Below are 25,360 nucleotides of genomic sequence, written 5' to 3' on the forward strand. Positions count from 1 at the left end.
CCTCATGCATCCGTCGCCCCGTCCGCGCGACCGGTGGGGCGACCGTCCGCGCGACCGGTACCGCCCCCACCACCACCCGCTTGGACCGGTGTCCCGTGCACGGACCCGGCCCGCACCGCACGATGGGCACCATGAGGACCTCCCCCGCCCTGCGCGCCGCCGCTCTCGCCGCCACCGCCACCGTGCTCCTTCCCCTCACCGCCTGCTCGGGGAGCGGCGACGGCGCCGGCCCGGAAGGACCCCGCAGCTCCCCGCTGGCGGCGAACGCGGCCGAGGCGAGCAGCGGTCCCGGCGGCCTCGCGTCCCAGAGACTGACGTGGAAACCCTGCCCCGCCCCGTCCCCCGCCCAGGGCAGCGGAAAGGCCCCGACACCCCTGCCCGGCGGTGCGCGGTGGGAATGCTCCTTCATGAAGGCCCCGCTCGACTACGCGAAGCCCGGCAGCGGCACGATCGACCTGGCGCTCATCCGGGCCCGGGCCAAGGAACCGGCCCGGCGGATCGGCTCCCTCATCTTCAACTTCGGCGGTCCCGGCGCCTCGGGTGTCGCCACCCTGCCCGCGTTCGGCACCGACTACGACAAGCTCCGTGCCCGCTACGACCTGGTCAGCTTCGATCCGCGCGGAGTCGGCCGCAGCGCCGGCGTGGAGTGCGAGTCGGACCGGCAGCTCGACGCCCGTTACGAGACCGACGGCACCCCGGACACCGGCGCCGAGGTGAACGCCTTCGTCAAGGACACCAAGGCGTTCGCGGCGGCCTGCGAGAACAACTCCGGCCGGGTGCTCCCCCACGTCGGCACCACCGAGGCCGCCCGCGACATGGACCTGATGCGCCAGGTGCTCGGCGACCGGAAGCTGTACTACTTCGGCATCTCGTACGGGACCGAACTCGGTGGCGTCTACGCCCACCTGTTCCCGCAGAACGTCGGCAGGTCGGTGCTGGACGCGGTGGTCAACCCGACCCAGAACATCGAACAGGCCTCGCTCGGCCAGGCCAAGGGGTTCCAGCTCGCGCTGGACAACTTCACCAAGGACTGCGCGGAGCGCGGCGACGCCTGCAAGCTTCCCGGTTCCACCGGGAAGGAGGTCGAGCAGGGGATCTCCGATCTGCTCACCCGGCTGGAGAAGAAGCCCGTCACCGGGCTCGGCGACCGGCAACTGACGCAGACCCTCGCCACCACCGGCATCGCCGCGGCCCTGTACTCCAAGGAGACCTGGCCCCTGCTGGAGGAGGGGGTGGACGAGGCCGACGGCGGCAACGGCGCACTGCTCCTCGCCCTCGCCGACTCTCTCAACGGCCGTTCCCAGGACGGTCGTTACGACAACTCGATGGCCGCCAACACCGCCATCAGCTGTGCCGACTCCAAGCAGCGGTTCACCGTGGAGCAGACCAAGGCGAAGCTCCCCGAATTCCGGGCGGCGTCGCCGGTCTTCGGCGACTACCTCGGCTGGGGGCTGATGTCCTGCACCGGCTGGCCGGTGGCGGGCGCCTGGGAGACCCCGGACGTCAGCGCCCCGGGCGCCGCGCCGGTCCTGGTCATCGGCAACACCGGCGACCCGGCCACCCCGTACGCGGGCGCGCGGGCGATGGCCGACGCGCTGGGCAAGGGCGTCGGCGTGCAGATGACGTACAAGGGCCAGGGGCACGGCGCGTACAACAGCGGCAACGCCTGCGTGCAGAGGGCCGTGGGCGACTACCTGATGGACGGGAAGGTTCCGGCGGCCGGAACCGTCTGCGCGTAGCAGCGGACCTCGCCACGCGCGAACGGCCGGTGCCCGTCACGCCCCCGACGGCCTCGGTCGGCCACGAGGTCCCGGACGTCACGGCGCCCGGGACCTCCGTCCTGGAGTCAGGGCCCCGGCCACCGCTCCTTCATCCCCCGCCCGGCGTGGGCGAGATCGTTAGCATGGGCGCACCTTCCGTATGTACAAGGCGCTTTCCGGGCGTATGCCGTACGGAGGGCCCGCCCGCGCACGGGCCGGGGCGAACACGGACGGGCGGCGCCCGTCGGGGAGGACATACAACGTGACGGGACACGCACGCGCCGGGGCTCTCACCGGTGCCGCGCTGCTGCTGACGGGGCTGCTCGCCGGCTGCGGCGGGGGCCAGGACGACAAGCCGGCCGACCGGGCGGCCCCCGGTGCGGCGTCCGCGACCGGGACGCCTTCCGCCACCGCGACCAAACCGTCCGGACCCCCTCCGCTGCCCGCCGCCCTCACCTCCCAGCGGCCGGACTGGAAGCGCTGCAAGGCCCCCGAGGGCGGCGAGGCCCCCGGCGGCGACTGGCGGTGCGCGACCGTCGACGTGCCCCTGGACTACGCGAAGCCGGAGGGCAGCACGATCGGGATCGCGCTGATCCGCAAGGAGGCCCGGGACAAGGGCCGACGTCTCGGCTCGATGCTCTTCAACTTCGGCGGCCCCGGTGGTTCCGGGGTCTCGATGCTGCCGCGTGCCGCCGAGGCGTACTCCTACGAGAAGCTCAACTCCCGCTACGACCTGGTGAGTTTCGACCCGCGCGGGGTCGCGCTCAGCGAAGGCGTCAGCTGCCGCACCGACAAGGAGCAGGAGGAAGCCGTCCGGAAGATCGACCTGACCCCGGACACGGCTGCGGAGGAAGCGGCGTTCATGAAGGACGCAGCGGACTTCGGAGCCGGCTGCGCGCGCCGCTCCGGCACGATCCTGCCGCACGTCGGCACGAGCAACGCCGCCCGCGACATGGACCTGATCCGTCAGGTGCTCGGCGACGAGAAACTCACCTACTTCGGCATCTCGTACGGCACCGAGCTGGGCGGCACCTACGCCCATCTCTTCCCCACGAAGGTCGGACGCACCGTGCTGGACGCCGTCGTCGACCCGACCGCCGACGCCGTCGGGCACGCCCGCAACCAGGCGACCGGGTTCCAGCGGGCGCTGGAGAACTACTTCAAGGACCGGGGCCAGGACCCGAAGGCCGGCACCCGGCGCATCGCCCGGCTGCTGGAGCGGATCGACAAGAAGCCGCTGCCGACCGCCTCCGGCCGGAAGCTCAACGAGTCCATGGCCGTCACCGGCATCGTCATGCCGCTCTACTCGAAGAGCAGCTGGCCCTACCTGACGCAGGCGCTGGACGAGGCGGAGAACCGCGGCACCGGCACCATGCTGCTCCAGATGGCCGACTCGTACAACGGCCGTGACGAGAAGGGGCACTACGACACCCAGAGCCACGCGCAGCGCGCCATCTCCTGCGCCGACAGCAGGCTCCGGCCGACGGTGGCCGAGGCGAGGGCGCTGCTGCCCGAGTTCCGGAAGCTGTCCCCGGTGTTCGGCCCGTTCCTGGCGTGGGACACGGCGGGCTGGTGCGCGCAGTGGCCGGTGGCGGGTGAGCGCGACCACCCGGAGGCGAGCGCCCCGGGCGCCGGTCCGATCCTGGTCGTCGGCACGACCGGCGACCCGGCCACACCCTACGAGGGGGCGCGGAAGATGGCGGACGAGCTCGGCAGCGGTGTCGGGATCCTGCTCACCAACAAGGGCGAGGGACACGGCTCTTACGGTGAGAGCGCGTGCGTGACGTCGACCGTCGACGCGTACTTCCTCGACGGCAAGGTCCCGACGAACGGCAAGACCTGCTCCTGATACGGACAGGCTCTGCCCCTGACGCGGGAAGGTTCCGCTCCGTTCGGGTGAGGACCTGCTCCGTTCAAGCCGGGAGATGCTCCCGTTCAGGTAAGAACCTGCTCCTCACCCGAACGTCAGGTAAGAACCTGCTCCTCACCCGAACGGGAGCGCACGGCGAAGGGGCCGGTCCCGCACCCGCGCGGACCGGCCCCTTCGAAGCGCTCGTGCTCAGTACACCGGCTTCTCGGGCTCGATCTGGTTGACCCAGCCGATCACGCCGCCGCCCACGTGCACCGCGTCGGCGAAGCCCGCCGACTTGAGGACCGCGAGGACCTCGGCGCTGCGGACACCGGTCTTGCAGTGCAGGACGATGCGCCTGTCCTGCGGAAGGTCCTGGAGGGCGTTGCCCATCAGGAACTCGTTCTTCGGGATCAGCTTGGCACCGGGAATCGACACGATCTCGAACTCGTTCGGCTCGCGGACGTCGATGATCTCGATCTTCTCGTCCGTGTCGATCCACTCCTTGAGCTGCTTGGGAGTGATCGTGGAACCGGCCGCCGCCTCCTGGGCCTCTTCGGACACGACGCCGCAGAACGCCTCGTAGTCGATGAGTTCGGTGACGGTCGGGTTCGGGCCGCAGACCGCGCAGTCGGGGTCCTTGCGGACCTTGACCTGGCGGTACTGCATCTCCAGGGCGTCGTAGATCATCAGTCGGCCGACCAGCGGGTCGCCGATGCCGGCGATCAGCTTGATGGCCTCGTTGACCTGGATGGAGCCGATCGAGGCGCAGAGCACCCCGAGCACGCCGCCCTCGGCGCACGACGGAACCATGCCGGGCGGCGGCGGCTCCGGGTAGAGGCAGCGGTAGCAGGGACCGTGCTCGGACCAGAAGATGGACGCCTGACCGTCGAACCGGTAGATCGAGCCCCAGATGTACGGCTTGTTCAGCAGGACCGCCGCGTCGTTGACCAGATAGCGGGTGGCGAAGTTGTCCGTGCCGTCCACGATCAGGTCGTACTGCGCGAAGATGTCCATCACGTTGTCGGCCTCCAGCCGACCCTCGTGGAGGACCACGTTCACGTACGGGTTGATGCCCAGCACCGAGTCCTTGGCGGACTGGGCCTTGGAGCGGCCGATGTCGGCCTGGCTGTGGATGATCTGACGCTGCAGGTTCGACTCGTCGACCTCGTCGAACTCCACGATGCCGAGCGTGCCGACACCGGCGGCGGCCAGGTACATCAGAGCCGGCGAGCCGAGGCCACCGGCGCCGACACAGAGCACCTTCGCGTTCTTCAGCCGCTTCTGTCCGTCCATCCCGACATCCGGGATGATCAGGTGGCGGGAGTACCTGCGGACCTCGTCGACGGTGAGCTCAGCAGCTGGCTCGACCAGGGGTGGCAGCGACACAGGAACCTCAACAATGCAGGTGGTCGGTTTCTACGTACTTCATCTGCGTACGGTTGTTCTTCCAGTAACACTGCCACGCCCCTTCTCATTCCGAGATACCAGGTCCGATCCGCGAGACAATTTCGTCCCAGTAACTGGGCAGCGCCGCGAATGGGTCGCTCTGTCCGTGTTGCCCGTCCCGGTCCGTGAAGAAGATGGTGCCCGCGCCCTGCCAACGCGCGATGCGCGTTGCCTCGTCGAGGTGGGTGCGCGGAACACCGTGCACGAAGTGCACGAACCGCTCCGGCGGATAGCCGGCGGTCCACTCCGCCACCTGCGACCAGCGGTAGTCCGTCCACGGGCCGCAGAACGTGACAAGTTGGTCGGCGGCCTCGGCGTAGCCGGGGTGAGGATGCCTGCCCAGCCCCAGCACCAGCGGCCCGACCCCGTCGCCGGGACCGTCGGAACCGCCGTGACTTTCGCGACCGCCGGGACCTCCGGAACCTCCGGGCTCGCCACGTCGGCCGCCGTACTCACCGCCTTCGCCGCGCTCCCCTCGTTCGCCGTGTTCGCTGTGTTCGCCGTGTTCGAGAACGGTGGCGAGGGTGCTGGTGAGACGGCGGACCGCAGGAAGATGGGCCCGTTCGGCCGGGCACCGGCCGAGGTAGAACCCGTCGACGCGGTACCAGTCCAGGAAGGACTGCGCGTCGGCCATCAGTTCCCCGAAGGGGCGGCTGCCGAAGGCCAGGTCGAGGTGGCCGAGCAGCCGCCCGCCCGCCGCGCGGACCGTGTCGTGCGGAACGTCACCGCACAGCGCGCGCCGCCGTGCGTTGCGGAGCCGGCCCGCGGCCTCCAGACAGTGCGGGTCGGGGCGGGCACCGGGGCCGTCGTCGATGTTGAGAACGGCCCAGTGCAGCGGGGTGCCGGGGCGGGTGAGCTCCGCCCACTCCGTGGGGGCGAGCAGGGGGTGCGCGTACCCGGGGACGCCGAAGCCGAGTTGTGCGGCCCCGCCGGTCCGGCGGGTGGTGCCGGTGGAGGTCAGATACGGCACGCCGCCTCCATCCAGATATCGGCGAGGGACTCCTCCAGATTGATCCGGGGGCGCCAGCCGAGCCGGTCCCTTGCGGTGCGGACATCGGCCTGCTGCCAGGCCCCGCAGCCGTCCGGGTAGGGGGACGGGGTCGCCGAGAGGTGCTCGATGACCGATTCGTTCGAGGTGCGGGGGGCGCCGATGGGCAGCCGGGGCGGGGGCGCGTCCAGTTCGTGGAGCGCGCCCGCGTATCCGGCGACCCTGGCGAGGACCGCGGCGGCGTCCCGGAGGCGCACGGCACGGCCGGTACCGATGTTGACGACGCCCTGTGCCGCGGAGAGCGAGGCGGCGTGCACGGCGCGCGCGACATCGCGCACGTCGACGAAGTCGCGCTGCACGCCGAGACCGCTGAGCTTCAGCTCTCCGTCGCCGGACTGCATGGCCCGACGCATCGCCTCGGCGAGCCTGCCGAGCGGGGAACCGGCCGGGGTGCCGGGGCCCACCGGGGAGAAGACACGCAGCACGACCGCGTCGAGACCGGAGCCGAGGACCAGTTCGGTGGCGGCGAGCTTGCTGACGCCGTACGGGCCTCCGGGACGCGGGAGCGCGTCCTCGGCGGTCGACGAGCCGGGCTGCGAGGGCCCGTACTCCGACGCGCAGCCGACCTGGACGAGCCGGGCCGTGCAACCGCTGCGCCGCATCGCCTCGCAGACGGTGGCGACGGCGACGGTGTTGTGCCGGGTGAGGTCGCGCGCCCCGCCGCGGGTGGCACCCGCGCAGTTGACGACGACTCCGGGATGGACGGCGTCGAGGAAACGGGTGAGCGCACCGGGGCTGCCGGTGGCGAGGTCGAACCGTACGTCGGCGTCGTCGCCGCGGCCGAGCGCCGTGAGGTGCACGGCCGGGTCGGCGAGCAGGCGGTCGGCGACGAATCGGCCGAGGAATCCGTTGGCTCCGAGCAGCAGCACCCTCATCGCGCGCCCCCTGGGTGCCGACGGCCGGCTGCCGGTGCGGGGAATTGGGGGGTCATGTCCGATGTCTCCTTCGGGAGGTGAATGTGGTGGGTGCGCAGGACCCGCGGCGTCGGCTCCGCGGGGCATGCGGTGGTTCGTGCGTGGCGGATGGTTCGGTGGCCCGGCTCCCTCGTGGGGGCCGGGGGTCTCGGTCGCGCGGGTCACACGGTGGGATGGGCCTCGTCTCCCGGTCGGCCCGGGGCATGGGCGGACGCCCGGGAGAGGGTGAGATGGGCGGTGATCAGCAGCCCGAGCGCGGGGGCGCCGCAGGCGAGAACGGGTACGGCTCCGATGCCGGCCGCCGCGACCAGGAGGTCGACGGGGCGGGCGAGTCCGTGCAGGCCGGGCAGTCGTCCGGCCAGGACGAGGGCGGGTGCCAACGCCTCGACGGCACAGGCGGCGGCGAGCCCCGCGGCGGCGGGTCCGGGGAACCCGCGCACCGTCAGCAGCCGGGCCAGCAGGAGCAGCACACCGAGCGCGGCGGCACCGGCGAGGCTTCCGCCGCCGCCCTGGACCAGGCCCGCGAGGTGCAGCAGCACGGCGAGGACGCAGAGGTGGACGGCGACGGCCGCGAACAGCAGGGGGCGCATGCGCGCGGCGAACTCCTCCAGCGCCCGGCTGCCGACGAGCGCGCGGTGCGCCCGCAGGGAGAGGAGGTGTACACACCAGGCGGCAGGGGCGACGGAGAGTGCCAGCCCCAGCAGGGGCGCGGGGGTGAGGGCCCAGGGGCCTTCGGGGCCGCCGCTGAGCACCTGGTCGAGCAGGGCGTCGCCGTACAGGACGTAGCCGAGCAGCCAGCAGCCGTACGCATGGACGGCGATCGTGGAGCCGCCGACCGCCCGCAGGGGCCCGCTGCGCAGACAGAGGGCGAGGCCGGACAGCGCGAGGAGCGTTCCGGCGAGTCCGATGGCGAGTCTCGTCCGGCCTCCGAGAGCCCCCTCGGTGAGCTTCAGCGCGCCGAGGGTGGCGAGGCAGACGACCCCCGGTACGAGCGCCCGGAGCGACCAGGCGGCGCGCGTCGTGGTGTCGCGCCCCGGCGCGCGGCGCGCGGCTGCGGGATTCTCCGCGACGGCGGGTACCCGGGCGAAGAGTTCCTCGGCGAGCGAGAAGACATCGCGATGCCGGTAGCGGGCGGCCACGCGATCGGTCATGCCGCGGCTCTCCAGCCCGGCGGCGATCTCCAGCGGATCCACGGCCCGCTCGCACAGTTCGCGGTGCCGGTGCATCAGCGAGGTCACGGGGTCCGTCGGGCCGCGGCGCGCGACCGTACGCGCCCGTGCCGGAACGGGGTGGGCGATCTCGGGGGCGCGGGGTGCGACGGCCACGCCCTCGGCCTCGGCGGCCGGTTGCTCGGCGGGGCCGGTGGTCCGCGCCCGCCGGCGCGGTTCCCGGTCTCCGCCCGTCATGGGCGTGGCGGGTGCGCCGGACACCTCGATCGGGCGGCCCATCGTCTCTCCTCCGTGTTCGTCGCCCACCGTGTCGGCCGGTCCGGTCCGGCCGTCGTGGGCCCGCGGGTCCGTCTCCCGGTCACACATCGCCGCCACCCGCTCCCAGCGCTCCCGCGCAGACGGGCCGGGACCCGACGGCCCAGCTGGGGGTACGCGCGGCCGGTCCCCGCGAAGTGGCCCCGGAGGCCGTCCACGGGCCCGGGACACGCGCCTCAGGCGGAGTGGCGAACGGGCGCGGCCCGCCGTCGGCGTCCACCGTGTCGGCCTCCCTGCGCACCGGCACCCGTGAGATCAGTTCCAGGTAGATGCCGCGGAATGCCGCGAGGTTCTGCTCCACCGTGAAGAGTTCGAGCGCGCGGGCGCGCGCCGCAGCACCGAGCCGTGCACGGCGTTCGGGGGCGCGCAACAGCGCGAGGCATGCGTCGGCGAGCGCCTCGGGGTTGCGCGGGGGGACGACGAGCCCGGCGCCGCCGATGACGTCGACCACCGCGCCGATGTCCACCGACACCGTGGCCCGTCCGCAGAGCATCGCCTCGACGAGACCGACGGGGAAGTGCTCGCCCGTACCGGACAGGACGACGACCCCGGCCGCGGCGTACGCCTCCACGACGTCCGCGGCCCCGGCCCCGCCGACGGCCTCGAAGGAGACCGGACTGCCGTATCCGGTGCGCGGGGCGTCGGCCTCGTCCGGGAACAGCCGGGCGGCCAGCGCCCGGCAGCGAGCGAGGTGACCGGCGCCCGCCGGATCCGGCTCGGCAGTGCCGATGATCCGCAGCCGGACCGCCGGTGCGGCCCGGCGCACCCGCGCGAAGGCGTGCAGCAGCGTGATCAGGTCCTTGGCGGGGTCGATCCGGCCGATCCAGACGAGTGTGTCGTCGGGACCGCTGCCGCCGCCCTCCCCGAGCATCGCGAACCGGCCCGCCTCCAGACCGGGGTGGACGGTGCGCAGCTTCTCGCGTCCGGCACCGCACCGTTCCTGCCAACGGCGGGCGTCGGCGTCGCCGGGCGTGATGAGCGCGGCCTGCCGGTACACCTCGATGGCGAGCAGGCGGTGGAAGGCGGAGAGCACGGCGCGCACCGGCGCGCGCAGGGGTGTGCCTGCCGCGTCGAGATAGTGGGCCCGCAGCCGCACGCTGTGCTCGGTGACCAGGAGCGGCACCCCGAAGAAGCGTTTGGCCAGCAGTCCCGGCAGCGCCGCCGCTCCGCCGGACGCGGCATGACAGAGGTCGACCGCGCCGAGGCCCCGTTCGTCGTACCAGTCGAACGAGAGCGGGCGCAGCAACTCCTCGATTCCGTGGGCGAGATGGAGGAGGTCCGCGACGACAGCGGTGCGGACGGCGCCGGTACTTTCCGGCGCGCGGCAGGCGGCTTCGAGGGTGCGCAGGGCGCTTTCCGAGCGGAGCGCCGCGCTCAGCCCCCCGCGTTCCCGGGCCAGGTCGGCGAGTCCGTACAGCCCCTCGGCGAACCGCGCCTCCGCGAACCGCGCGTCGGCGGTCCCGTCGGGGACGGTCCCCGCGCCGGGCAGTCCGGCACCGACGGCGCGCCCCGGCCCGTTCGCTCCGGTCGCACTCCCGCGCGTACGCCGGGCGTCCGCGTCCCCACCCGGTGTACTCGCCGCGCAGATCGACGTGGCGAGTGCCGTGAAGTGCGCCGTGAAGCGCCGTCGTTCACGCCGTCCGTACCCGCGCGGGCGTCGGCCCGTCGCCATCCGGACGAGCGGCCTCCCGGGGGTCCGGATGCCCGGGACGTTCTCACCGGCCGCCCACAGCGGCGCCGTCCGCACCCGGCCGACGTGCGCCGGGAGCGGGACCCGGCAGCGTTCTTCCTGGTCGGCGGAGCGGCTGAGCACGAAGAGATCGAACTCGTGTCGGTCGAGGCCGCGCACCAAGCGGTCGCACCAGAGCCCGGACTCACCGGACGCGTACGGATAGCCACCGTCGGTGAGGAATCCGATCCGCACGAGCGCACCCCCGATCTCCCTTGTGGACGGCCACCGTCGACCCGGCGGCTCACAGCGGCACGACCGTAAGCGGATACGCCGGTGGCGCGACGGACGGTTGTCCATCGCGCCACCGAAAGGGGTGAACCGTCGTAACTTTCCCTCCACGACGGCGTTTTATCGCGCTAAGGGAGCGGTTCGTCACTCAGGGTCAAGCGGAGGTCAGTTCCTTACGGGCTGCGCGCCGCACCGCGGCGAGCGCCGGATCGAGGGCCGGAACGGCCGCCAGGAGCTGCTTGGTGTACGGGTCCCGTGGGTCGGTGTACACCCGGCCGGCGTCCCCCTCCTCGACGATCCGGCCCCGCCGCATGACGGCGACCCGGTCGCTGACCTGCCGTACTACGGCGAGATCGTGCGCGATGAAGACCAGCGCCAGCCCGAGTTCCCGCTGGAGCCGGGCCAGCAGGTCGGTCACCTGGGCCTGGGTCGTCACGTCGAGGGCGGAGACCGCCTCGTCGCAGACGATCAGTTCCGGTTCGGCGGCGAGCGCCCGCGCGATCCCCACGCGCTGCCGCTGCCCGCCGCTGAACTCGTGCGGATAGCGGTCGTACTGCTCGGGGTCGAGCCCCACCCGCTCCAGCAGGTCCCGGACCCGGGCCCGGATCGCCGCCTCGTCACGTCGCCCGGAGGCGCGCAGCGGGTCGGCGACCGATTCACCGACCGAACGGCGGGGGTTGAGGGAGGAGACGGGGTCCTGGAACACCATCTGCACCCGGGCACGGCGGACGATCCGCCCGGAAGTGGGCTCCAGCAGCCCGACGAGCATCCGCCCGAGGGTGGTCTTGCCGCTGCCGCTCTCGCCGACGATGCCGAGCGTCTCGCCCCGGCGGACGACGAGCGAGACTCCGTCGACGGCGGCGAGTGCGGACGCGCCTCTGCCGAAGACCTGCCGGACGTCGACGGCCTCCACGAGCGGCGGACCGTCGGGCGGGCCTCCGGACCCGTCCCCCGCACCGGCGCCGACAGCGACGCCCGTACCCGCACCCGTACCCGCACCCGTACCCGTACCGGAATCAACACCGGCCCCGGTCGTACCGGAAGTGACACCACTCGCACCCGCGCCCGAAGCCACCCCGCCCCCGGAACCGACCCCGGCCCCGGCCCCGGAACGAGCGCCCGAATCAGCACCGGCCTCAGCACCGGCCTCGGCACCCCCGCCCCGCCCCGGCCCCCGGCCCGCGCCCGCCGGACCGGCCGGGATGCGCGGAACCGCCGCCAGCAGGGCCCGGGTGTACGGCTCGCGCGGTGCGACCAGCACCTCGCCCACCGGTCCCCGTTCGACCGCCCGCCCCGCCCGCATCACCAGCACCTCGTCGACCGATTCGGCGGCCACCCCCACGTCGTGGGTGACCAGCAGCAGCCCCATGCCCGTCTCCCGCCGCAGGTCGTGCAGCAGGTCCAGGATCTGGGCCTGGACGGTGACGTCGAGGGCGGTCGTCGGCTCGTCGGCGATCAGCAGCCGGGGCTCGCAGGCCAGGGCCATCGCGATCAGTGCCCGCTGGCGCATCCCGCCGGAGAACTCGTGGGGCCGGGACCGGGACCGCCGTGCCGCGCCGGGAATCCCGACCCGGTCCAGCACCTCGACGGCCCGGGCCCGCGCAGCCCGCCGGGAAGTCCGGTGGTGCACCCGGTACACCTCGGCGATCTGGTCGCCCACCGCGTAGTACGGGTCAAGCGAGGACAGCGGGTCCTGGAAGACCATGGCGGCCCTCGCCCCGCGCAGCGCCCACAGTTCCGCGTCGTCCGCCGCGTTCACGTCGACCCCGGCGACCCTGACCGAGCCGTCGACCCGGGCCCCGGTCCCCCGGTGCAGCCCGAGCAGGGCGTACGCCGAGGCGCTCTTGCCGGAGCCGGACTCGCCGACCACGCCGAGCGCGCCGCCCGCCTCCAGCGAGAACGACAGGTCGGTCACCGCGCGCACGTCACCGAACGCGATCGAGAGTCCGGAGACTTCGACAAGGCTCATGCCAGTACCACCCGTCGGTCGGCCATCGCCTGGAGAACGTCCGCGACGGCGTTGGCGAGGACGACGAAGAGTCCGGTGACGAGGACCAGCCCCACGACCACCGGAAGGTCCACGTGTTTGACGGCGTCGACGAGTTCGCGTCCGACGCCCGGAATCCCGAAGAGCGACTCGGTGAGGACGGCGCCGCCGAACATCGAGCCGATGTCCAGTGCGCCGAGCGCGATCACCGGCGCCAGCGCACCGCGCAGCGCGTGCCGTCCGACGAGCGCCCGTTCGCCGACCCCGTACGCCCGGAAGGTCCGTACGTGGTCCTCGGCGAGGGTCTCCAGCATCGACGCCCGGGTCATCCGGGCGTACGGGGCGGCGGACACCAGGGCCAGCGAGACCCACGGCAGCAGCAGGTTCCACGCCCACTGCTCCGGGTCCTCGGTGAGCGGGACGTAGTCCGGGAACGGCAGGACCTGGAGCGCCGTGACCAGGATGATGATCAGCAGCAGCCCGATGACGAAGACCGGAGTGGCCATGCCGGCCAGGGTGATCCCGGTGAGCACGCGCTCGGTGAACCTGCCGCGTCGCCACACCGAGAGCAGTCCGGTGCCGACGCCCAGCAGCATCCACAGGACGAAGGCGCCGACGGCGAGCGAGGCGGTGGCCGGGAGCTTGGCCAGGATCAGCCGGGTGACCTGCTGGTCGCTCTGGTAGGAGAGCCCGAGGCAGGGTGCCTGGCAGTGCAGCGTCCCGGTCCCTGTCGAGTAGTCGCGGCCGGCGAAGATGCCCTGGAGGAAGTGCGCGTACTGCGTGTACAACGGGTCGCCCAGGTGCAGTTGCTCGCTGACCTGCGCCACCTGCGCGGGCGAGCAGCGCGGGCCGCAGGCGATCTGTGCGACGTTGCCGGGGGCGACGTAGAAGGCCGCGTACACGACGACGCTGAGCGCGAGCAGGACGAAGACCGCCCCGCCCAGGCGTCTGAGCAGGAACCACCTCATGCTCCGGCCTCCCTCTTCCGGCCGGTGCCGATCCTCAGCCGGGACGCGGCGCGCGGGTCCAGCGCGGTGCGCACGCCGTCGCCGAGAACGGTGAGCGCCAGCACGGTGACGAACAGCAGCAGGGCCGGGATCAGCAGATACGTGGGCGCCGCCTGGTACCAGGTGTCGGCGTCGCTGAGCATCTGTCCCCAGGACGGGGTGGGCGGCTTGATGCCGACCCCGAGGAAGGACAGGGCCGCCTCGACGACGATGTTGCCGGGGAAGAGCAGCACGGCGTAGGTGATGACGGGCGCGGCGAGCGCGGGCAGCAGTTCGCGCCGGGCGATCTGCCAGGAGCCCCAGCCGCTGAGCCGGGCGGCGGCGACGTGGTCGAGGGACTTGAGCGCGAGCGTCCGGGCGCGCACGATCTTCGAGATGCCGGACCAGCCGACCAGGCCGATGATCACGGAGATCAGGACCGGTCGCGGGAAGCCCGCGGGCACGACGGCGAGCGCGCCGAGCGCGATCACCATGACGGGGAGCGCGACCACGACATCGGTGACCCGGCTGAGCACCTGGTCGACGAAGCGGTTGCCGAGCCCCGCCGCGAGGCCGACGACGACCCCGATGACCACCTGGAGCAGGGTCGCGGCGAGCGCGACCCCGAGGGAGACCCGGGCGCCGTACACGACGCGGGCGAACAGGTCGCGTCCGGTGAGCGGTTCGACGCCGAGCCAGTGCTCGGCCCCGATCCCGCCGAAGGGGCCGACCGGCACACCGCCGGTGGCGGAGTCGACGAGGTCCGGGTGGTACGTGGTGGGGTCCTGGCCCTCGATGCCCGCGAGCAGCGGTGCGGCGAGCGCGACGAGGACCAGCAGGGCGACGACGACGGCCGCCACCGGTGCGGCGCGCCGCTCGCGCAGCCGCCGCCAGAACGGATGGGCCCCGGGGGCGGGGACCGCGACGGTCCCCGCCCCCTCGGCCGGAAGTGCTTCGGCCATGGCTACTTGACCGCGACCTGGGACACGTCGAGCACGCCGGTCCAGTCGCTGATCACGACGTTCTTGACGGCCTCGCCGTACAGGCGCTTGTAGACGGGGTGGAACAGCGGCACGGTCAGCGCCTGCTCGCCGACCTTCTTGTCGAGCGCGCCCCAGCGCTCGGCGGCGGCCTCCAGGTCGGTCAGCTTGTTGATCTCGTCGATCTCCTTGTTGACCGCGGGGTCGTTCAGCCGGCCGGAGTTGAAGTTGTACCCGGCGGTGACGATCTGGCGCCCGTCGAAGACCGGAGCGAAGAACGGTCCGCCGGACGGCCAGTCGGCACCCCAGCCGCCGAGGAAGAAGCCGGGCTCGCTCTTCACGTCGTAGACGGTGTCGGAGTAGTCATTGGCCTCCAGACCCTTGAGCCGGACGGTGATTCCTGCCTTCCGCAGCGCCTCCTGGAGCGCGGTGGCGATCTCCGGGCCGGTCGCGAAGTCCTTGTCGTTGGAGTGCGTCAGGGTGACGGTAAGCCCGTCGGCGTATCCGGCCTCCTTGAGCAGTTCGCGCGCCTTGTCCGGGTTGCCGGACTTCCCGGCCGGGAAGTGGTCGTACGGCGTGTGCCCGAAGGCCGCCTGGTCGGGCAGGAAGGTGGTGGCGGGCTCGGCGAGCGAGGAGCCCCCTGCCGCGTTGACCACGGAGGAGCGGTCGACGGCGTAGGCGATCGCCTGACGCACCTTCGGGTTGTCGAACGGCTTCACCTTCGGGTTGAAGGCGATGTAGTTGGTGTAGCCGAAGTGGCCGGTGCCGACGCGGGCGGCGAGCTTCTTGTCGCCGGTGACCCTGGCGAGTTCGGCCGGGCCGAGGTTGGTGTCGGTGGTGACGGCGGCGGCGTCGGCGCCCCGCGAGGCGGACAGGCGCTGGTTGATGACGGCGGAGTCGAGTCCGGAACGCACGTCGATCCGGTCGGGGTACGCCTTGCGCTGTTCGTCGGTGTCGGCCGACCAGTGCGGGTTGCGCTCCAGGACGAGGCGTTCGCCGTCGCCCTCGTTCCTCACGACCTTGTACGGCCCCGAGGAGACCGGGTGCTCCTCGTACTTCGTGCCGGTGTCCTTGGCCCTCGGGACCGGGGTGGTCTGGGTCTGGGTGGCCAGGAAGGGGAATTCGCCCTCCGGCTTGTCGAGGTGGAAGACGATCGTCTTCGCGTCGGGCGTCTCGATCGAGTCGAGCCCCTTCTTGTCCTTGTACGGGCCCTGGTAGTCGGCGCCGCCGATCAGCCAGTCGCGCAGGTACGGGGCGCCGCCGGAGAGTTCGGCGGCGAAGGAGCGCTCGATGCCGTACTTGATGTCGGCGCTCGTGATCGCGGTCCCGTCCTCGTACTTCAGGCCGTCCTTGAGGGTGTACGTCCACACGGTGGCGTTCTTGCTCGGTGTGCCGAGGTCGGTCGCCAGGTCGGGGACGACCTTCGCCCCGGCCGCCCCGTCCGCGCGGTTGCGGGTGGTGAGGGTGCGGAAGACGAGGGACGGGACGTTGCCGCCGCCGGAGGTGTAGAGCCGGGCGGGGTCGAAGTCCGACTGCGGCTTGCTGTTGAGGACGGTGAGCGTGCCGCCCCTGACGGGCTTCCCCGACGCGCCGGAGCCGCCGTCACCGACCTCCTTCTTCTCGGGCCCGCAGGCCGCGGCGCCCGCGACCACGAGGAGTACTGCGGTGGCCGCTGCCGCGCGGCGCGATATGACGGACGGTTGACGCATCGGAAGATGACCTCTCGGTGTGCTGCCTGGAGCAGAGGGCGGGAAGACGTCCGCGCGATCGGCAACGGCAGACGGGCACACACGACCGGTCCGTACGAGGAATCCGCAGGGCCCTGCGGTCCGCACGGGAATCCGTACAGCCCCTGCGGCCCGTACGGGTATTCGTACAGGTCCGACAGGCCACGGGGATTCGTACGGAACTTTCGTACGGGAAGAACGACCGGAACACACCGCCACCGCCGCGTCCGCGGACGGAAGGGGCCCGGGTGCGACGGTCAGGCGGGGCCGCGCGAGCCGCTTCGGGGCTCGGACGGCGGGCGGACGCGCACGCGGGCGGGCGTCAGCAACAGTGGATGTCGGCGACGCTGTGCCCGGCCACGCCGATGAGCGCCAGCTCGATGGCGGCGCGCTCGACGGTGACGGGGCTGCGTGACATGTCGAGAAATATGAAACACCGTCCGGGGGATGTCAACGCGATTCGAGACGCCGATCTCACCATACGGACACCACTCGGAGTGACGACACGGTCCGGACGAGCCCCCGCAGAGTCCGGCACACCCCGGGGAGGCCGGCCGACGCATCCGCCGACCGCCACCCCGTCGCCTCAACTACTGGGATGCACCCAGGGGTTGGGAAGACACTTGATCCCGTCGATGTCCAGGGACTTGGTCTGTTGCTGCATCACCGGTGCGAGCTTCCCCGGCGTGCGGCAACTCACATGGTTGTGCCCCAGCCGGTGACCGACCTCATGGTTGATCAGCATCTGGCGGTAGGCGAAGAGTTTGTCCGGACCGAACGTCGACGACCCCTGCGCCCAGCGATAGGCGTTGATCATCACGCGTTCGGTCGCGGCGGAGTCGCACGAGACGTTGTCCTCGGTCGTGTCCAGGCCCGATTTGCGACACCAGTCGGCGGTGGTCCCGGGGCTGGCCAGGGTGATCACGAAGTCGGGGTCGCCGGAGGAGATCCGCTCGAACGTCATCTCCCCGTCGTGCGCCCAGCTGCGGTCGTCGTTGAGCGTCTCCTGGACGGCACGGGCGAAGAGCTGCGCGTCGAGCCCGAGACCCTGCTCGACATCGATCCGGTAGCGGTACTTGTGTCCCTTGCCCGGCGCCTTCGCCGCTCCCGGAACGGCGTCGAACTTCCCCGAGCCCTGCAGTTTCGCCGCGAGCGGGTAGGACCTTGCCATCTTCTGCTCGTACGAGAGGGGCTTGACCACGGCCGTCTTCGGGGTCGGCCGGTCGTCCGAGCGGGACGCGTCACGGCCCTGGTCCCGGTCGACGCCCGCGGCCCGCGCGGTGCTGTTCGCACCGTCGTCGTGGGCGACCTGCCCGGCGACGATCACCGCGAGCACGGTGGTCACCGCGGCGGCCGCGATGCCGGTGAAGGTACGGCCCCTGATGCCCCTGGCGTCGTCGCCCCCGGATGCCCCCTCGGGGACCGGTTCGGTGGCGTCGGCCCGCCCCTCGGCGGAGCCGTTCGCGCCCTTCGGAGCGTTCGCACCGGCCGACGGGCCAGCGGGTCCTCGCGGTGCGGGAGGCACGGAAGAGCCGGTTGGGGCGGGAGGGGCGTCGAAGGCCTCGACGAACTCGCGCCGCGGGCCCGGTATCAGCGGCCCGGGCTCCGCGGACTGCCCGCCGCGCCGCGCCCCCTGCGCCCGGTCCGCCGACTGTCGCGGGGCGGGGCGTCCGCCGTCGGCGGCCGGTCCGGCCTGCGGACCCGCCCCCCAGCCACCGCCGGGTTCCCGCTGTTCGGGATGGCCGCCCCGTACGTGTCCGGTCTGCTCGAACGGGGTGTGCCCGTCCGCGCCGGCCGGGGCCTCGGCCGCCCTGCGACGACGCCCGCTGCCGGGCCCGTGGCGGGTTCCCTCCCGGCCGATGCCCGCACCGACCGGTTCGGCCCCGGTATCCGCCTCCGCGGGCTTGGGGCCCTTTCGGCTATGTCGTCCCACGCCCCGGATCAGCTCCCGCCGCATTCGTCGAGCAGATCCCGGAAGGCCTGGGCGACCGCCTCCGGGTACTCCATCATCGCCACGTGCCCGGCGTCGGGCAGGGTCAGCAGCCGGGAATCGCGGAAGGCCGCGGACGCCCTGCGCGCCATCCGGTACGAGACGAGCTGGTCCCGCCCGCCGTACACGAGCTGGGTCGGGGCGAGCACCCGCTCGGCCTGGCGCCACAGTCCGTGCTGCCCGCCGAGCGTGTACGCGTCGACGATGCCACGTGCCGAGCGCGCCATCGCGTCCCAGAAGTACGGCAACCCCTGCCGGTGCTCCATTTCGGCCACCGCGGCACGGAAACCCGCCTCGGACACCCGCGCCGGATCGCCGTAGCAGAGCGCCATCACCCCCCGGGTGCGGTCCTCCGCGCTCCAGTCCCTGGTCATCCGGGCGAACAGCGTCACCACGCCGGGGACGGCGAGCAGTCCGGTGGGCACGGCAGTGCGCTGCACCCGGATCTCGGGCAGCGCGGGCGAGACCAGGGTGAGGGTGCGCACCAGGTCGGAACGGACCGCGGCGACCCGGGTGACGACGGCGCCGCCGAGCGAGTTCCCGAACAGATGGACCGGCCCGCGCTCCGCCGCGTCCAGGAAGCGGATCACGGCCCGGGCATGACCGGTGACCGAGTAGTTGCCGTCGTCCGGCGGCGGCGAGTCACCGAAGCCGGGCAGATCGAGCGCCTCGCCGTCCACCACGTCCTGGAGCAGCGGCATCAGCGCCGACCAGTTCTGCGAGGAGCCGCCCAGCCCGTGCACGAACAGCGCGGGCGGCAGCCCGGTCCGCTCCGGCGGCCGACGTCTGACGGTCAGCGTCAGCCCGGGCAGCGCGACGGAGCGCAGTTCCTCCCCCTCCGCGGCCCTGACGACACTCACCGTGGGGACCGCCGCGGCGGCGGCACGGACTCCCGGCAGCTCGGTCGAAGACATGCGGCAATGTTACGAGACGATCACACCCCGATTCATGTGTTCGCGGTCACAGACCGTGTAGCGGCTTCGGAGGACGGCTTCTACGCTTTGAGCGAGGAAGGGAGTCACCATGACGGTCGACCCCAGCGACCCCGAGACCTTCGAGGACGTCCAGCCGGACGAACCGGACCAGGAGACACCCCGCGCGGACGCCGCCGAGCAGCGGACCGATCTCCAGCAGCGGCGCGACGCACCGCTCACGGACATCGACCGGGAGAGCGTCAACGAGGCGGATGCGGCGGAACAGGCCCGTGTTGTGACACAGGATGAGGACGATTACCGCTAGTACGCCCAGATTTGCCCGGACGACCTGGGAACCTGCGGCTACCGCAGTCGTCCGGTACGTGAAATTCTGCGTCCGCGCCGCGCGTGCCCGGGTTACCCAAAAGTACGATGGCCGTACGGCGCGGCGTGCACGGAAGGGCCGTGTCCGATCACGATTTTGGGAGGCGGCGTGACAGCCATCGAGCAGACCGAGGCGGCGCGTCCACGAGGCACCCGACTGCCTCGCCGCGCCCGACGCAACCAGCTGCTGGGCGCCGCGCAGGAGGTGTTCGTGGCGCAGGGGTACCACTCCGCCGCCATGGACGACATCGCGGAGCGCGCCGGGGTCAGCAAGCCGGTGCTCTACCAGCACTTTCCGGGCAAGCTGGAACTCTATCTGGCGCTGCTCGACCAGCACTGCGAGTCGCTGCTCCAGGCCGTCCGTACGGCACTGGCGTCGACGACCGACAACAAGCAGCGCGTCGCCGCGACGATGGACGCGTACTTCGCGTACGTCGAGGACGAGGGCGGCGCCTTCCGGCTGGTCTTCGAGTCGGACCTGACCAACGAGCCCGCCGTGCGCGAGCGCGTGGACCGGGTCTCGTTGCAGTGCGCCGAGGCGATCTCCGACGTGATCGCGGGTGACACCGGGCTGTCGAAGGACGAGTCCATGCTGCTCGCGGTCGGCCTGGGCGGGGTCTCCCAGGTGGTCGCCCGCTACTGGCTCTCCAGCCAGTCGTCCATCCCGCGCGACACGGCGGTACAGCTGCTGACGTCGCTGGCCTGGCGCGGCATCGCGGGCTTCCCGCTGCACGGTATCGACCAGCACTGAGCACAGGACCGGGGTGCCCGCGGCGCCCGTGTTCGCTGCGGGCGTTGCCCGCCGACCGGTGAGGGCTCCCCTCACCGGGCTAATGTGTGCTGCGTACGGCGCGGCTGACCGCGCAGGGACTGACCGTCGGAGGGACATAGCCGTGGAGGTCAAGATCGGGGTGCAGCACACGCCCCGGGAGATCGTTCTGGAGAGCGGGCTTTCCGCCGAAGAGGTCGAGAGCGCGGTCGCCGAGGCTCTCACCGGTAAGGCGCGGCTGCTCAGCCTCACGGACGAGAAGGGCCGGAAGGTCCTGGTACCGGCCGACCGGATCGCGTATGTGGAGATCGGCGAGCCCAGCACCCGGCGTGTGGGTTTCGGCGCGCTGTAGACGCTCCGCCCGGCGTGGGCGTGACGACGGCCCGGTGGGGTTTCCCACCGGGCCGTCGTCACGCGTGCGGTCCGTTCCCGGGCGACGCCGCCCGCACGGGTGCACCGGTGTCCGGGGGCGCGTGCGCCCACCGGGGCGTGCACCCGCCGGCGGCGTGACGGGAAGGGTTCGCCGGGTGGCCGGCGGGCCGGTGGACCTTCCGGTCACGGCACCAGGAGGATGCGGCCGGGGAGGGTTGTGATCACCGCGCCTCGGGTAGTACGGCCATGACCGTTCTACCCGCCCCGCAACCCGCGAGGTGATCAGCTGTGATCCTGGAACCCCTCGGCTCCGTCGTGCTCGGACTCGCCCTGGCCTGGGCGGCGCTCCGCGCGCTGCCGGCCCGGCTCCCGTCCCGCCGTACCGTCCTCACCACCGGCGCGCTGGGAGCTCTGTTCGGCGTGTTCCTCATGCATTCGGTGCTGGGTCCGGGACATGTGGTGGCCGCCCTGGTCGGCTCGGCGCTGATCGGGACGGTCACGCTCTCGTTGCTGGTCCGTCCACGGAGCCACCGTGGACTGAGCCGCTCGGCCGCGGCCTGAGGGCCGCCCGGCGCGCGCGGGCCCGGGCGGCGGCGGTGAACCGACTACGCGGCGAGGCCCAGCGCGGCCATCCGCTTGGTGTGCGCCTCGGTGATGCGGGAGAACATCCGCCCGACCTCCGCGAGGTCGAAGCCGTCCGCCACCCCGCCCACCAGCATCGTCGACAGTGCGTCGCGGTCGGCCACGACCCGCTGCGCCTGCGAGAGGGCCTCTCCCATCAGGCGGCGCGCCCACAGCGCGAGCCGACCGCCGACCCGGGGGTCGGCCTCGATCGCGGCACGGACCTTCTCGACGGCGAAGTTGCCGTGGCCCGTGTCGTCGAGGACGGCGAGGACGAGGGAGCGGGTGTCCGAGTCCAGCCGGGCGGCGACCTCACGGTAGAAGTCACTGGCGATCGAATCACCGACGTACGCCTTGACCAGGCCCTCCAGCCAGTCGGAGGGGGCGGTCTGGCGGTGGAATTCGTCGAGCGCCCTGGCGAACGGCTCCATCGCGCCCGTGGGCTCCACCTCGATCGCGGTCAGCCGCTCCGTCAACCGCTCGAAGTGCTGGAATTCCGCGGAGGCCATCTTCGCCAGCTCGGCCTTGTCGGCGAGTGTCGGCGCGAGTTTGGCGTCGTCGGCAAGCCGCTCGAAGGCCGCCAGCTCCCCGTACGCCAGCGCTCCCAACAGATCCACGACCGCCGCTCGGTACTGCGGCTCCGCGGACGCGGTGGCCCAGTCCTGGGCGGCGATTCTGGTGAGAACGGGGGCTTCGTTGGCGTTGTCAGGCGTCTCCATGAAGCGCAGAATAGCCCGCCTGCCGAGGGACGGAAGGGCCTGGCCGACCAGTGACATCCCACCGTTCCGACGAATTCACTCAACACACATGCGCGAATCCGGGGTACAGTGGTATTGCGCCTAGTGAGTATTTTGGACGTACCTGCGGCGCAGACCTCGGTGAAAGCCCTGGTGAAATTGAAATGAGGATGCCCGGTCGGTGGCCCGATCGGCTCCGACCCGACAGCCCTCCGTGCGAGGCGTACGACACGTACGACCGCAGATGAGGGGCCCCCTCAGCGGCACGAGCGCTCGAGCGACGGCAGTGGTCCCGCGCCACCCGGCCCATCTGCGGCCGGATGACCAACCCCGGCACGGTACGACCCCCTTCGTTCGCCTCGGACCGCGTCTCACAGAAGAGGCAGCACCCTGACTACGTTTCGAGAACTCGGGATTCTTCCCGAGACGGCCGAGGCCCTTGAGTCCGTCGGCATCGTGTCCCCGTTCCCCATCCAGGAGATGACGCTCCCCGTAGCGCTCTCCGGTTCCGACGTCATCGGCCAGGCCAAGACCGGTACCGGCAAGACCCTCGGTTTCGGTCTTCCGCTGCTGGAGCGCGTCACCGTCCCCGCGGACGTCGAGGCCGGGCGCGCCACGCCCGAGCAGCTGACCGACACGCCGCAGGCGCTGGTCGTCGTCCCCACCCGTGAGCTCTGCCAGCAGGTCACCAACGATCTGCTGACCGCCGGCAAGGTGCGCAACGTGCGCGTGCTCGCGATCTACGGCGGTCGCGCCTACGAGCCGCAGGTCGAGGCCCTGAAGAAGGGCGTCGATGTGATCGTCGGCACCCCCGGACGCCTGCTCGACCTGGCAGGCCAGCGCAAGCTCGACCTCTCGCACGTGCGCTCCCTGGTGCTCGACGAGGCCGACGAGATGCTCGACCTGGGCTTCCTGCCCGACGTCGAGAAGATCATCACCATGCTCCCGCAGAAGCGGCAGACGATGCTGTTCTCGGCGACCATGCCGGGCGCCGTCATCGGTCTGGCGCGGCGCTACATGTCGCAGCCGACGCACATCCGCGCCACCTCGCCCGACGGCGAGGGCGCCACCGTCGCGAACATCTCGCAGCACGTCTTCCGCGCCCACTCGATGGACAAGCCGGAGATGGTCGCCCGCATCCTGCAGGCCAACGGCCGCGGACTGGCGATGATCTTCTGCCGTACCAAGCGCACGGCCGCCGACATCGCCGAGCAGCTGGAGCGGCGCGGTTTCGCCTCCGGCGCCGTCCACGGCGACCTCGGCCAGGGCGCCCGCGAGCAGGCGCTGCGCGCGTTCCGCAACGGCAAGGTGGACGTGCTCGTCTGCACCGACGTGGCGGCCCGCGGTATCGATGTCGAGGGTGTGACCCACGTCATCAACTACCAGTCGCCGGAGGACGAGAAGACGTACCTCCACCGCATCGGCCGGACCGGGCGCGCCGGCGCCAAGGGCATCGCGATCACGCTGGTCGACTGGGACGACATCCCGCGCTGGCAGCTGATCAACAAGGCGCTCGACCTGAAATTCAACGACCCCGTCGAGACGTACTCCACCTCGCCGCACCTCTTCGAGGAGCTCGACATCCCGGTCGGCACCAAGGGTGTCCTGCCCCGTGCCGAGCGGACCCGTGCGGGCCTGCGCGCCGAGGAGATCGAGGACCTCGGCGAGACGGGCGGCCGCGGCCGTCGCGCCTCCGCCACCTCCGCCGCGCCCGCCGCACGCGAGGAGCGCGCCCCGCGCACGCCGCGCCAGCGCCGTCGTACCCGGGGCGGTACCACCGTCGCCGACGTCCAGGACACCGGCACGCAGGGCACCGCGGTCGCGGTGCCCGCACCCGCCGGTGAGTCCGGTACGGCGGAGGCCGCCGAGGCCCCGGCGCAGCCGCGCACCCCGCGCCGCCGTCGCCGGACCCGTGCCGGTGCCCCGGACGCGGTGGTCGAGGCCGCGGCGAACACGGCCCGGACCCCGGTTGTCGAGGCCCCGGCCGAACCCACGGCCCCGGCCAAGCCGCGCCGCCGTACCCGGGCCGCCGTCGCGCAGCCCGCGGCGGAGGAAGTGGACTTCCAGATCGCGCCCGTGGCCGAGCCGGTGCCCGCGCAGACGGTGACCAAGCCGCGCCGCCGCGTCCGCGTCGTCAAGCCGGCCGAGGACGAGGTCGACTTCCAGATCGCACCGATCTCCGAGCCCGTCCCCGAGAGCAGGCCCCGCCGCCGCACCCGTGCAGCGGCGAAGCCGAAGACGGAGGCCACGGCGGAGACATCGGCCGCCGAGGGCGAGGCGAAGCCGCGGAGGCGGCGGGCGTCGCGTGCCGCTGCCACCGGCACCGAGGGCTGAGTCACACGAAGTCGTACGGTCCGGGGGCACTCCCCCGGACCGGGCAGCAGCTCACCGCGGGACGTCCCGGACGGGTGCGGGGCCGATTCGGCCCGGCACCCGTGCGGGGCGTCCCGCGTCCGTTGTCCGGGCCGGTGCGAACGCCGGGGCCGGGGGAACTGTGCAGGCCCTTCTGCCCGTTCGGCGTCCCAGGACATAACCTCGTCCCATGAGTCGGCCGCCCACGTTCACCCCGCCCCCCTGTGCCCGCGCCCATCGGCTCCGTACCGCGCGCGGCGACTTCGCCGTCCTGGACGCCTCGCCGCAGGGTGCGGTGCGCGGCACCGCCCTTCTGCTGCCGGGCTTCACCGGCAGCAAGGAGGACTTCATCGCGCTCCTCGAACCGCTCGCCGACGCCGGGTACCGGATCGTCGCGGTGGACGGACGGGGGCAGTACGAGACCGACGGGACGGACCGTCAGGAGGCGTACGCGCAGGACGAGCTGGCCCGTGACGTGCTGGCGCAGGCGTCCGCGCTCGGTGCCGGTGACGGGGGCGGGGTGCATCTGGTCGGGCACTCGCTCGGTGGGCAGATCGCCCGCGCCGCCGTCCTGCTCGACGCCTCGCCGTTCCGTTCGCTGACCCTGATGTCATCGGGTCCCGCCCAGGTCGCCGAGGCCCAGCGGGCCAAGGTGAAACTGCTCGCCGACGCGCTCGCGAGAATGACCATGGCCGAGGTGTGGGAGGCGATGCGCGCCTTCGACCCGCCCGAGGACGCGACCACCGACGGCGAGGCCCTGCGCCGGCGCTGGCTGCGTCACCGACCGGCCCAGCTGATCACCACCGGCCGCCAGTTGGCCGTCGAGCCGGACCGGGTGGCCGAACTGGCCGCCACGGCGCTCCCCGTCCACGTGCTCTCCGGTGTGCGGGACGACACCTGGCCGGTGCCCCTGCTCGACGACATGGCCCGGCGGCTGGACGCGCACCGCACCCGGATCGACGGCGCCGAGCACTCGCCCAACACGGACCGTCCGGGGCCGACGGCACACGCGCTCGTCTCCTTCTGGGAGGGCCTCGGGACCTCGACACCCTCCTGAGCCGATGGCGGTGCGGGAGG

The 25,360-nt window shown here is 72.4% G+C and carries 21 protein-coding genes; 8 read left to right on the forward strand and 13 right to left on the reverse strand.

Annotated features, from left to right (window positions below; all coding sequences use genetic code 11):
* The first annotated feature begins 131 nt into the window (after positions 1-131).
* Together ACF1CT_RS02715 and ACF1CT_RS02720 are read left to right on the forward strand one after the other, a co-directional pair.
* Positions 132-1,739 (forward strand): alpha/beta hydrolase, encoded by a 1,608-nt coding sequence (locus ACF1CT_RS02715; RefSeq protein WP_391781918.1) that lies wholly within the window; start codon positions 132-134, stop codon positions 1,737-1,739.
* A 283-nt stretch (positions 1,740-2,022) separates the two neighbouring features.
* Entirely contained in the window at positions 2,023-3,609 is a 1,587-nt protein-coding gene (locus ACF1CT_RS02720) for an alpha/beta hydrolase (RefSeq protein WP_391781919.1), read from the forward strand.
* Positions 3,610-3,819: 210 nt separating this feature from the next.
* Here the strand turns inward: ACF1CT_RS02720 and moeZ are convergent, their stop codons facing one another.
* The 12 genes from moeZ to ACF1CT_RS02780 all read right to left on the reverse strand — a co-directional run bounded on the left by moeZ (position 3,820) and on the right by ACF1CT_RS02780 (position 19,048).
* Positions 3,820-4,998, reverse strand: coding sequence for an adenylyltransferase/sulfurtransferase MoeZ (gene moeZ / locus ACF1CT_RS02725; RefSeq protein WP_391781920.1), 1,179 nt, complete (start codon positions 4,996-4,998; stop codon positions 3,820-3,822).
* Between the two features lie 85 nt (positions 4,999-5,083).
* Entirely contained in the window at positions 5,084-6,028 is a 945-nt protein-coding gene (locus tag ACF1CT_RS02730; protein WP_391781921.1) for a spherulation-specific family 4 protein, read from the reverse strand.
* Positions 6,016-6,981, reverse strand: coding sequence for an NAD-dependent epimerase/dehydratase family protein (locus tag ACF1CT_RS02735; protein WP_391781922.1), 966 nt, complete (start codon positions 6,979-6,981; stop codon positions 6,016-6,018). The genes ACF1CT_RS02730 and ACF1CT_RS02735 overlap by 13 nt, the downstream gene beginning before the upstream one ends.
* Positions 6,982-7,181: 200 nt before the next feature.
* Positions 7,182-8,468 (reverse strand): hypothetical protein, encoded by a 1,287-nt coding sequence (locus ACF1CT_RS02740; RefSeq protein ID WP_391781923.1) that lies wholly within the window; start codon positions 8,466-8,468, stop codon positions 7,182-7,184.
* Positions 8,469-8,547: 79 nt separating this feature from the next.
* Positions 8,548-10,428, reverse strand: coding sequence for a DUF3492 domain-containing protein (locus ACF1CT_RS02745; RefSeq protein ID WP_391781924.1), 1,881 nt, complete (start codon positions 10,426-10,428; stop codon positions 8,548-8,550).
* A gap of 190 nt (positions 10,429-10,618) precedes the next feature.
* Positions 10,619-12,433, reverse strand: coding sequence for a dipeptide ABC transporter ATP-binding protein (locus ACF1CT_RS02750; RefSeq protein ID WP_391781925.1), 1,815 nt, complete (start codon positions 12,431-12,433; stop codon positions 10,619-10,621).
* Positions 12,430-13,419, reverse strand: coding sequence for an ABC transporter permease (locus ACF1CT_RS02755; RefSeq protein ID WP_391781926.1), 990 nt, complete (start codon positions 13,417-13,419; stop codon positions 12,430-12,432). Before ACF1CT_RS02755 ends, ACF1CT_RS02750 begins: the two co-directional genes overlap by 4 nt.
* On the reverse strand, positions 13,416-14,399 hold the full coding sequence (locus ACF1CT_RS02760; RefSeq protein ID WP_391781927.1) for an ABC transporter permease: 984 nt from the start codon (positions 14,397-14,399) through the stop codon (positions 13,416-13,418). Before ACF1CT_RS02760 ends, ACF1CT_RS02755 begins: the two co-directional genes overlap by 4 nt.
* Before the next feature lie 2 nt (positions 14,400-14,401).
* Positions 14,402-16,126, reverse strand: a complete 1,725-nt coding sequence (locus ACF1CT_RS02765) for an ABC transporter substrate-binding protein (RefSeq protein ID WP_391781928.1) — start codon at positions 16,124-16,126, stop codon at positions 14,402-14,404.
* Between the two features lie 340 nt (positions 16,127-16,466).
* Positions 16,467-16,562 (reverse strand): Ms4533A family Cys-rich leader peptide, encoded by a 96-nt coding sequence (locus tag ACF1CT_RS02770; RefSeq protein WP_391781929.1) that lies wholly within the window; start codon positions 16,560-16,562, stop codon positions 16,467-16,469.
* A gap of 168 nt (positions 16,563-16,730) precedes the next feature.
* Positions 16,731-18,101 carry a DUF3152 domain-containing protein gene (locus ACF1CT_RS02775; protein ID WP_391781930.1) on the reverse strand — a complete coding sequence of 457 codons (1,371 nt, stop codon included), beginning with the start codon at positions 18,099-18,101 and terminating at the stop codon, positions 16,731-16,733.
* Positions 18,086-19,048 carry an alpha/beta fold hydrolase gene (locus tag ACF1CT_RS02780; protein ID WP_391781931.1) on the reverse strand — a complete coding sequence of 321 codons (963 nt, stop codon included), beginning with the start codon at positions 19,046-19,048 and terminating at the stop codon, positions 18,086-18,088. Before ACF1CT_RS02780 ends, ACF1CT_RS02775 begins: the two co-directional genes overlap by 16 nt.
* 109 nt (positions 19,049-19,157) lie before the next feature.
* Between ACF1CT_RS02780 and ACF1CT_RS02785 the strand changes: the two genes are divergently transcribed.
* From ACF1CT_RS02785 to ACF1CT_RS02800, 4 genes are all read left to right on the forward strand, one after another.
* Entirely contained in the window at positions 19,158-19,373 is a 216-nt protein-coding gene (locus ACF1CT_RS02785) for a hypothetical protein (protein ID WP_391781932.1), read from the forward strand.
* A 168-nt stretch (positions 19,374-19,541) separates the two neighbouring features.
* On the forward strand, positions 19,542-20,183 hold the full coding sequence (locus ACF1CT_RS02790) for a TetR/AcrR family transcriptional regulator (RefSeq protein WP_391781933.1): 642 nt from the start codon (positions 19,542-19,544) through the stop codon (positions 20,181-20,183).
* 142 nt (positions 20,184-20,325) lie between these two features.
* Positions 20,326-20,553, forward strand: a complete 228-nt coding sequence (locus ACF1CT_RS02795; protein WP_391781934.1) for a DUF3107 domain-containing protein — start codon at positions 20,326-20,328, stop codon at positions 20,551-20,553.
* Positions 20,554-20,861: 308 nt separating this feature from the next.
* Positions 20,862-21,134, forward strand: a complete 273-nt coding sequence (locus ACF1CT_RS02800; RefSeq protein ID WP_391781935.1) for a hypothetical protein — start codon at positions 20,862-20,864, stop codon at positions 21,132-21,134.
* A 44-nt stretch (positions 21,135-21,178) separates the two neighbouring features.
* Here ACF1CT_RS02800 and ACF1CT_RS02805 read toward each other — a convergent pair whose 3' ends face one another.
* On the reverse strand, positions 21,179-21,913 hold the full coding sequence (locus ACF1CT_RS02805; protein WP_391781936.1) for a ferritin-like fold-containing protein: 735 nt from the start codon (positions 21,911-21,913) through the stop codon (positions 21,179-21,181).
* 498 nt (positions 21,914-22,411) lie between these two features.
* Here ACF1CT_RS02805 and ACF1CT_RS02810 point away from each other — a divergent pair, with 498 nt between their 5' ends.
* Both ACF1CT_RS02810 and ACF1CT_RS02815 read left to right on the forward strand, forming a co-directional pair.
* Positions 22,412-24,265, forward strand: a complete 1,854-nt coding sequence (locus tag ACF1CT_RS02810; protein ID WP_391781937.1) for a DEAD/DEAH box helicase — start codon at positions 22,412-22,414, stop codon at positions 24,263-24,265.
* Positions 24,266-24,473: 208 nt separating this feature from the next.
* Positions 24,474-25,340 (forward strand): alpha/beta fold hydrolase, encoded by an 867-nt coding sequence (locus tag ACF1CT_RS02815; RefSeq protein ID WP_391781938.1) that lies wholly within the window; start codon positions 24,474-24,476, stop codon positions 25,338-25,340.
* Positions 25,341-25,360: the final 20 nt, after the last annotated feature.

The sequence above is a fragment of the Streptomyces sp. NPDC014734 genome (assembly GCF_043083325.1).
GTDB lineage: Bacteria > Actinomycetota > Actinomycetes > Streptomycetales > Streptomycetaceae > Streptomyces.